Here is an 8,790-nt window from a genome sequence, read left to right on the forward strand (position 1 = left end):
CCAGGATAGATGATCATGAGCACCAAGCCTTCGCGACGGCCCGAAACGACGCGCGACCAGTGGTCCGAGCGCGCCGCGGCCCTCGCCATTCGCAGCCAGCTATTCATTGACGGGCGTTTCGAGCCCGCTGCATCGGGCCGCACCTTCGATTGCGTAAGCCCGATCGATGGTCGTGTCCTCACCGCCGTCGCCGCCGGCGAGGCGGAGGACGTGGACCGGGCCGTGAAAGCGGCGCGCGCCGCATTCGAAGCCGGCGTGTGGTCTAACATGGCCCCTGCGCAGCGCAAGAAGGTGCTGCAGCGCTTCGCCCAGCTCGTGCGCGAGCACGCCGATGAGCTGGCGCTGCTCGAGACGCTCGACGTGGGCAAGCCGATCCGCTTCTCGCGAAGCGTGGACATGGTGCAGGTGGAAGAGGCCATCGCCTGGAACGCCGAGGCCATCGACAAGATCTACGACGAGGTGGCCCCTACGGGCGCCAAGTCTCTCGCGCTGGTACGGCGCGAGCCCGTGGGCGTGGTGGGGGCGGTCGTGCCCTGGAACTTTCCGCTCCTGATGGCGGCGTGGAAGTTTGCGCCCGCACTCGCCACCGGCAACAGCCTGGTGCTGAAGCCCGCCGAACAGTCGCCGCTCAGCGCCCTGCGCGTGGCCGAGCTGGCGAGCGAGGCCGGTGTGCCCCCCGGCGTCTTCAACGTGGTGACCGGCTTCGGCGAGACCGCGGGCAAGGCGCTGGGTCTCCATCCGGACGTCGATGTGCTCGCCTTCACCGGCTCGACGCAAGTCGGCAAGCATTTCCTCAACTACTCCGCCCAGTCGAACATGAAGCAGGTCTGGCTCGAATGCGGCGGCAAGAGCCCGAACATCGTGTTCGACGACGCCTACGACATGGACGCGGCCGTCAAGGCGGCGGCCATGGGCATCTTCTTCAACCAGGGCCAGGTCTGCAATGCGGGCTCGCGGCTGCTTGTCCACAGCGCGATCAAGGAAGAGTTCGTCGAAAAGCTGGTGGCGTTCAGCGAGCGGCTGCGTCCCGCCGACCCGCTGGATCCGGCTGCGATCCTCGGCGCGATGGCGAGCGCCGAACAGATGCGCCGGGTGCTCGACTACATCGAGATCGGCAACAGCGAGGGGGCGAGGCTCGCGACTGGCGGCGGGACGGCTGAACCGGTGGCCGGCGGCAGCTTCGTGCAGCCGACGATCTTCGACGGGGTCGCCCCCGACATGCGCATCGCCCAGGAGGAGATCTTCGGGCCGGTGTTGTCGGTGATCAGCTTCGACAGCGAGGAAGAAGCGATCGGTATCGCCAATGCTTCCATGTACGGGCTCGCCGCTGCGGTGTGGACGCGTGACCTGAACCGCGCCCTCCGGCTCGGGCAGCGGCTGAAGTCGGGCCTCGTGTGGGTGAACTGCTACGACGCCGGCGACATGAGCGTGCCCTTCGGCGGCGTGAAGCAGTCAGGCTTCGGCCGCGACCGCTCACTGCATGCGCTCGACAAGTACACGCAGCTCAAGACGGTCTGGATCAGCTTGCGCTGACCCGTTTCGACCGACGCGGGAACCAAAAATCATAGAAGACTAAGGAGGAAACGACATGACGATTTGGTCCAGACTATCGCAGGGCATTGCGGTGGCGGCGAGCGCCGCCTTCCTGATCTCGGCCGCTCAAGCCCAGGAGACGCTGAAGGTGGGGGCGCTGTTGCCGCTGAGCGGCAACTACGGCTTCCTCGGCGTGAGCGAGCGCCTCGGCATCGATATGGCGGTGGCCGAGGTGAATGCGGCTGGCGGCGTACTCGGCCGCAAGGTGGAAGTGGCCTACGAGGACGCCGGGACGCCCGCCCAGGCCACGCGTAAGGCCACCCAGATGCTCGAGCACGACAAGGTCGCCTTCTTCGTGAACGGCGGCGGCAGCGCGGTGAGCGCCGCCATGTTCGAGTTCGCCCAACGCAACAAGGTGATCAATCTCGCCATCGATCCCAACGCCGAAGAGTTGGTAACGAGCAAGGCGAACAAGTATTCGTTCCTCGTGCCCGCTCCCAGCAGCATGATCGCGAACGCCGTCATCCCCGAGGCCGCCAAGCTCGGCAAGACAGTGATGTTCCTCACCCATGACTATTCCTTCGGTCACGCTCAGACCGCCGAGCAACGGCGCGTCTTCAAGACGGCGGGCGGGGTCTCCGAGGTCGGCGAGATCAAGGTGCCGCTGAACACGCGTGACTTCTCCAGCCAGATCATCGCTATCCGCAACGCCAAGCCGGACATGCTGGTGGTGAACGTCGCCGGCGTGGACGCCACCGCATTGTTCGAGCAGATCTGGGAGTTCGAACTCCACAAGGCGACGAAGATCGTCGTGCCGCTCCTCGACTTCGAGGACAGCTGGGCGATCGGACCGGAGAAGAACCAACTCATCGCCCTCGCCGGGGGGGAATGGCACTACCAGGTGCCGGCCAAGGATGCTGCCGCCTTCAAGGAAAAGTACCAGCAGCTCTATCCCAAGGCGCAGTATCCGGTGCCGACGACCAATGCCGTCAACGCCTATCTGGGCGTGCGCGAGACGCTGCGTGCGATCACTCGGGCTGGCTCCACGGACACCGACAAAATCGTCAAGGCGCTCGAGGACTTCGAGGTGAAGGACGCGCTGAAGCCGAATCCGATGGTGATCCGCGGCAAGGACCATCAGTGGGTCCAGGACTTCTTCGTCTTCCGCATGAAGGCCCCCAATACAGCGAAGGAGCCAGGGGACATCTACGAGTTGGTCTCGGTGGCGAAGGGGACCGAGATCGTGGTGCCCGCGACCGAGCGCAAGGGCGACCTCTCTACCCAGTGACAAGCCGCGGCGCCCCGCCACCGTGGGGCGCCGCTCTATATCCATCCCAGCGACGCCGCGGGCTGCCCGCGCAGCGGCGGGATCTCAACCGGCCAATGGACCATGACACAGATTGCCATCTTCGACTGGATCGCCTGCCACGCGGAAAGCCAGCCTGACCGTCTTGCCTTGGTGGATGATGCTTCCGGCCGCAGCTTCACCTACCGGGAGCTGAATCGCAGAGTGGGCGCGCTCGCGACCTATTTGGGCGACGAGCTCGGGATCAGGCCAGGCGACCGCGTCGCTACGCTGGCGCACAATTCCACCAGCATTCTCGAAGTGCAGTTCGCCTGCATGCGCATCGGCGCGCTGTTCGTCCCGCTGAACGTGCGGTTCGCCGCGCCTGAAGTGCTGAGCGTACTCAGGGATTGCGGCGCGCGCCTCCTGCTGCACGACAACGAGTTCGCGGCCATGGCGGCGGAGGTGGCACCGTCCGCCGGGGTCACCACGGTCGAGACGAACGAATGGGGGAAGCCCTGCCTCTACGAGGACGCCATCGCCGGCTGCGCCCCGCGCGGCCCTCGCCGGGATGGCACAATCGACGAGACCTGGACTCTGATCTACACTTCCGGAACGACCGGACAGCCCAAGGGCGTGCTCATCTCCTACCAGATGGTGCTGTTCCACGCGCTCAACTATGGCTTCGCCACCGGGGTGACGCGGGATAGCCATGGCCTCACATTCCTACCCATGTTCCACACCAGCGGGCTAAACCTGCCCGCCAACCCGGTGCTGCATGCGGGCGGCTGCGTCACTGTGATGCGGCGGTTCGATCCGGCCCGCGCCCTGGCGCTGCTGTCGCGGGAGGAGCGGCCGGTCACTCACTGCTTCGGCGTGCCGGCGAACTATCTCTTCATGCGCCAGCTTCCCGATTTCGCGCAGGCGGACTTGCGCGGCGTGCGCAGCCTCGGCGTCGGCGGTGCGCCCATGCCGATCCCGCTGCTGCAGGCCTATGCGGATAAGGGCGTTGCCATGCAGCAGACCTTCGGCATGACGGAGACAGGGCCGACTGTCACCATCCTCGCCGCCGAACGCGGCTTCGACAAACTCGGCTCAGCCGGCCTACCGGTCGTGCACGCACAAACCATGATCGCGGACCAGGACGGCTTGCCCGTCGCCAAGGGCGAGATCGGTGAGCTGTGCCTGCGTGGCCCATCCATTACAACCGGCTACTGGAACCGACCACAGGACAGCCGCGCCGCATTCCGCGACGGTTGGTTCCGCACGGGCGACATGGCGCGGCAGGACGCGGACGGTTACTTCTACATTGTCGACCGATGTAAAAACATGTACATTTCCGGCGGCGAAAACGTATTTCCGGCTGAAGTAGAGCGCGTGCTCGAAAGATTCGATGGAATCATCGAAGTCGCGGTGATCGCCGAGGCAGATGATAAGTGGGGCGAAGTAGGCCGCGCGTTCGTGGTTTGTGATTCCGGCCAGCCTTTAACCGCTGATCGGATCCTCACATATTGCCGCGGCCAGATCGCCGGATACAAGGTACCCAAATACATCTCCTTCACCGAGCGTCTGCCCCGCAACGCAACCGGAAAGGTGGATCGGCTAAAGCTGGTTCAACTCTCGCAGAGCGAGATGCGCTAGGCTGGGACTTACCCAGCAGAGGTTTCCAGCTGCCGATGTCGAACCAGAGAGACCCATGAGCAAGCTTGCTTTCGCCGATACGAATGCCGACCCGACTCTTTCGGCCGGGGCATCTGAGGAGTCGGGCGAGGACGTCATCTCGTTCGCGGACCGCGCCTACAAGATCATCGAGGCGCGCATCGTGCAGCTCAAATATCCGCCCGGCTTTGCGCTTTCCGAGCACCAGCTCAGCCAGGAATTGGGAATCAGCCGCACCCCTGTGCGCGAGGCCTTTCGACGCCTCGCCGTCGATCAGCTCATTGAGATCCTGCCGCGCAAGGGGGCCTTCGTCACCGAGGTGGAGGTGAAGGCATACCTTCACCTCCTGGACCTGCGCCGGCAGCTCGAGATCTTCATGGCTGTGCGTGCCGCCAAGCGCTCGACGCCGCAGCAGCGCGAGACCATGGCGCAACTCGCGGCCGATCTGCGCGCCGGCATGATGGAGCCGGAGCAGGCCGTCTTCGTCTATGCCGACCGGGCCTACAAGGACCTGATCGTCGAGGCGTCTCGCAACCCGTTCGTCGGCAACATCATCGCGCCGATGCACGCTCTCTCGCGCCGCTTCTGGTACTACTATCGGCACCAATGGCTGCCGGATGAGGCGCAGATCGCGATCAACCACCATCTCGCGGTGATGGATGCCGTTGCCGCTGGCGACGAGGCGATGGCGGCGGCCGCGATCGAGCAGCTCTTCATCTATCTCGAGAGTTTCGCCCACCGCATCCTGCAAAACGAACACACGATCTAGTCGCAGGCGATGCGGCCCGCCCGCGGCGGGCGATTGTTGCGCGCCCATCACGGAGGCAGACTTGGAACATCTCGCATTGGAGCGCCCTGAGCCGGCGCTGGCCGTCGTGCGCCTTATCGGAGCCGGGCGCGTCAACCTCATGTCCTACGCCATGCTGGAGGAGCTATGGCGCACCGCCCACGTCCTACAGGCGGATCGCGAGCTGCGGGTGGTGGTCGTCACGGGATCGGCCGCCGCCTTTTCTGCCGGCATGAACCTGCGCCAGGCAGAGGTCAGCTCGTTCGAACAGTTCGGCGTGGAGCAACGCCTTCAGATCCATGCCGTCGGTGCGCGTGCCTGCAAGGCGTGGGAAGATCTGGACGCAGTCACCATCGCGGCGGTCGAGGGCCACTGTATAGGCGGTGGAATCGCCTTCGCCGCGGCGCTCGATTTCCGTGTCGCTTCCAGCGCGGCAACTTTCAGTGCGCCGGAACTGCGCCATGGCATGAACATGAGCTGGCAGAGCCTGCCGCGGCTCGTTGCCCTGGTGGGGCCGGCGCGGGCGCGCCGGCTCATCATGCTTGCCGAGACCATTGGTGCGCAGGAGGCGCTCGAATGGGGCTTGATCGACAGGCAGTGCGGGCCCGGCGAGGCGCTGGAGGCGGCGCGCGTGCTGGCTGACAGCCTCATGACCATGCCACAAGCCCCGCTGCGCATGACCAAGCACGCGGTGAACCAGTCCGCCGGGCCGCTCAACCACGCGGTCAGCTACATGGATCTCGAGCAGTATGTGCTGAGCCAGTCCACTGACGCGCACCGCGCCAGCATCGACGCTTTCCTGCGTCGTGGGTGAGACGGCCATGTCCGACCGCACGCGCCTTGCGCCCCACGGCGCGGTCGCGCTCCCCGAGACCTTTCCCGAGACCATCGCCCGCCACGCCCGCTCCCACCCGTCCTGCGTGTTCCTGCGCGAAGACGAGCGCAGCCTGACCTATGCCGAGACGCTGAAGACAATCGACCGGCTTGCTGCCGTGTTCGCCGCCCATGGTATCGGGCCGGAGCGGCGGTGCGTCATCCTGATGGAGAATGGGCTCGATTATGCCCTTGCCTGGCTTGCGCTCGCACGCCTCGGCGCCGTCTCCGTGCTGATCAACCAGCTCTACATGGGCGACATATTGGAGCACCAACTCCGGCTTGCCGCCCCCGACGCCTTCGTGGTCGACGAGGCACAGGCGGCTAAGCTCCGAGAGCTGCCTGAGCGTGCCCTGCTGGACAATACCATCGTTTTCCACGGCCTCAGTGACGCCCCTCCTGCGGTCTCCTGTGGCTTCGGCGAGCGGTTCGTGGACCTGTGGCGTGCGCCCGGCGATCCGGCAATGCTCGCCGGCATCGCGCGGCCGGACGCGTCGGCCACGATGTCGGTCTTCTATACCTCCGGCACTACCGGGCCGTCGAAGGCTGTAGCCTACACTCATGCCCAGGGCTGGCAGACTGCCCAGACAGTTGCTCAATACCTCGACAGGTCGGACGTGTTCTACATGACCAATCCGATGTGCCATGTGAGCTTGCCGCACTGTCTTGGTGCAGCGCTGCTTGCCGGAGCTACCCTGGCGGTGCGCGCCAAGTTCAGTGCCGGGGCCTTCTGGAGCGATGTCCGGCGCTATGGCGCTACCGTCACCATGATGCTCGGCACGGTGGCCAGCTTCATCGCCGGCCGCCCGGCCGCAGCGGATGATCGCGACCACCCGCTACGCAAGGTGCTTATGGTTCCGCTGCTCGAGAATGTCGGCGATTTCTGCGAGCGCTTCGGCGTCGAGGTGATGAGCTGGTTCAATATGACCGAGGTGAGCGTGCCGCTGCACACAGGGGGCTTCTCGCGCATGTGCGAGCCGCTACCGCTGCGTCCGCGACCCTACGCTCAGGTCAGGGTGGTGGATGCCGGCGACCTTCCGCTTCCACCGGGCACACCGGGAGAGCTCGTGGTGCGCGACGAGGCTCCCTGGCGGCTCAGCGCGGGCTACTGGAACAATGCCGAGGCCACGGTGAATGCCTGGCGGAACCTGTGGTTCCACACCGGCGACCTGTTCGTCGAGAGCCCGCCGGGGCATTTCCGCTTCCTCGACCGGATGAAGGACTGCATTCGCAGGCGCGGCGAGAACATCGCCTCCTTCGAGGTAGAGCAACAAATCCTCTGCCACAGCGCCGTGGAAGAGGCGGCTGTCCTGGGCGTCCCTGCCGTGGATGGTGAGCAGGAGGTGCTCGCGGTCGTCGTGCTGAAGGCGAAGGCGATCCTCGCCCCGGAGGCACTCCTCGACTTCCTGCAGGAACGGTTGCCGTATTTCTGCGTCCCGCGCTACGTCATGCTGCGGGAGGCGCCGCTGCCCAAGACCCCCACCGGCAAGGTGACAAAGGTCGAACTGCGCGACTACGGCATCCGAGAGGCGTGGGACCGCGAGCAGAACGACTACAGGAGGCGCCAGTGACCGAGGCCTTTCCCTTGCTCAACACCGCCTGTTGCGGCACCCGGCTCGGGCCGGTCGAGACTGCACTCACGCCGCGCCGGCTGATGAGCTTCGCCGCCGCGGTGGGAGCGACAGACGACGTCTATATGGACGACCTGCGCCCCGGAGGTATCCTGGGGCTGCCACCGTTCGTGGTCGTGCCGGAATGGGAGATCATGAACGGCCGCGCCTATCGCGATGCGCTGGCCATGGATGATGCCGGTATGTGGGCCTGCCTGCACGTGCAGCAGGACAGCACCTTTCTCGCGCCTATGCGGCCCGGGATGCAAATTGCAACGACCGGGGAGATCGGCTGCGTGCGCCGTACCCGGCTCGGTACGTATGTGGCGACCCGTCTATCCACCTGCTGCGTTCAGACCGGTACGCCGGTAGCCGAGAGCTGGTTCTGCGGCATTTTCCTCGATCGCTTTCCCAACGCGCCCGACCGTGCCGTCGCCACACCGCCTGATCTGTTGAAGGGCCCGTTCACCGCCGCCGCTTCTCAATCACTGCTCATCGTCAATCGCGCCCTGCCGCACCTCTACACGGAGGCTGCAGCGATCTGGAACCCGATCCATACCGAGCGAAGCCGGGCGCGGGCGGCCGGCCTGCCCGATACGCTGCTCCACGGCACCTGCACCTGGGCGGCCGCCGGGCGCGCCTTGATAGACCTCTTGGCGGATGGCGACCCAAGCCGCCTGCGCCGCCTCGGCGGACGTTTCGCGACGCCCGCCTTCGCAGGAAGCGAGCTGTTTATTGCAGTGGAGGCTGCCGCTGCCGGGACCTGGCGCTTCCAGGTTACCGACGGCAATGGTGCCGTCGTCCTCGCCGACGGGAGCGCCACCCTTGCTTGACCGGCGAGGCCACCCATTTTGCAGGAAGTTCCGAAGCGAGGCTGAGTTCAATATCGGTTAGGCTAGGGCCCGGACTCATAACCAGTAGCTGACGGTCGCGGCGATGCAGACGGCGGCGAGGAAGTTGATGGCCAGACGGTCGTAGCGTGTTGCGACGCGGCGGAAGTCCTTTAGGCGTCAGAACATGCGCTCGATGGCGTTTCGGCTGCG

Annotated in this window: 7 protein-coding genes and 1 pseudogene; 7 read left to right on the forward strand and 1 reads right to left on the reverse strand. The window is 65.6% G+C overall.

Going from position 1 to position 8,790, the window contains the following annotated elements; translation table 11 throughout:
- Positions 1-15: 15 nt before the first annotated feature.
- The 7 genes from J0J10_RS26080 (at position 16) to J0J10_RS26110 (ending at position 8,580) form a co-directional block, all read left to right on the forward strand.
- The gene (locus J0J10_RS26080) at positions 16-1,533 is read left to right on the forward strand and encodes an aldehyde dehydrogenase (protein WP_291650438.1); all 1,518 of its coding nucleotides are present in this window, start codon (positions 16-18) and stop codon (positions 1,531-1,533) included.
- A 55-nt stretch (positions 1,534-1,588) separates the two neighbouring features.
- The gene (locus J0J10_RS26085) at positions 1,589-2,821 is read left to right on the forward strand and encodes an ABC transporter substrate-binding protein (protein ID WP_291650439.1); all 1,233 of its coding nucleotides are present in this window, start codon (positions 1,589-1,591) and stop codon (positions 2,819-2,821) included.
- A 102-nt stretch (positions 2,822-2,923) separates the two neighbouring features.
- Positions 2,924-4,459 (forward strand): acyl-CoA synthetase, encoded by a 1,536-nt coding sequence (locus J0J10_RS26090; RefSeq protein ID WP_291650441.1) that lies wholly within the window; start codon positions 2,924-2,926, stop codon positions 4,457-4,459.
- A gap of 55 nt (positions 4,460-4,514) precedes the next feature.
- On the forward strand, positions 4,515-5,246 hold the full coding sequence (locus tag J0J10_RS26095; RefSeq protein ID WP_291650444.1) for a GntR family transcriptional regulator: 732 nt from the start codon (positions 4,515-4,517) through the stop codon (positions 5,244-5,246).
- 61 nt (positions 5,247-5,307) lie between these two features.
- Positions 5,308-6,078: an enoyl-CoA hydratase/isomerase family protein gene (locus tag J0J10_RS26100; RefSeq protein WP_291650446.1), complete on the forward strand. Its 771-nt coding sequence runs from the start codon at positions 5,308-5,310 to the stop codon at positions 6,076-6,078.
- A gap of 7 nt (positions 6,079-6,085) precedes the next feature.
- A complete protein-coding gene (locus tag J0J10_RS26105; protein ID WP_291650448.1) occupies positions 6,086-7,708 on the forward strand; it encodes an AMP-binding protein in 1,623 nt (540 codons plus the stop codon).
- The gene (locus J0J10_RS26110) at positions 7,705-8,580 is read left to right on the forward strand and encodes a MaoC/PaaZ C-terminal domain-containing protein (protein WP_291650449.1); all 876 of its coding nucleotides are present in this window, start codon (positions 7,705-7,707) and stop codon (positions 8,578-8,580) included. The genes J0J10_RS26105 and J0J10_RS26110 overlap by 4 nt, the downstream gene beginning before the upstream one ends.
- A gap of 75 nt (positions 8,581-8,655) precedes the next feature.
- On the opposite strand, the pseudogene J0J10_RS26115 reads toward J0J10_RS26110, so the two are convergent.
- Positions 8,656-8,790: pseudogene (locus tag J0J10_RS26115) on the reverse strand (transposase); the annotation flags it as partial.

It is taken from the genome of Allobosea sp. (assembly GCF_017308075.1).
GTDB lineage: Bacteria > Pseudomonadota > Alphaproteobacteria > Rhizobiales > Beijerinckiaceae > Allobosea.

What these genes read in the sequence shown, in the direction of transcription:
- J0J10_RS26080 (WP_291650438.1), top strand. Translation starts at nt 16, where the DNA reads ATGAGCACCAAGCCTTCGCGACGGCCCGAAACGACGCGCGACCAGTGG.
- J0J10_RS26095 (WP_291650444.1), top strand. Translation starts at nt 4,515, where the DNA reads ATGAGCAAGCTTGCTTTCGCCGATACGAATGCCGACCCGACTCTTTCG.
- J0J10_RS26085 (WP_291650439.1), top strand. Translation starts at nt 1,589, where the DNA reads ATGACGATTTGGTCCAGACTATCGCAGGGCATTGCGGTGGCGGCGAGC.
- J0J10_RS26090 (WP_291650441.1), top strand. Translation starts at nt 2,924, where the DNA reads ATGACACAGATTGCCATCTTCGACTGGATCGCCTGCCACGCGGAAAGC.
- J0J10_RS26105 (WP_291650448.1), top strand. Translation starts at nt 6,086, where the DNA reads ATGTCCGACCGCACGCGCCTTGCGCCCCACGGCGCGGTCGCGCTCCCC.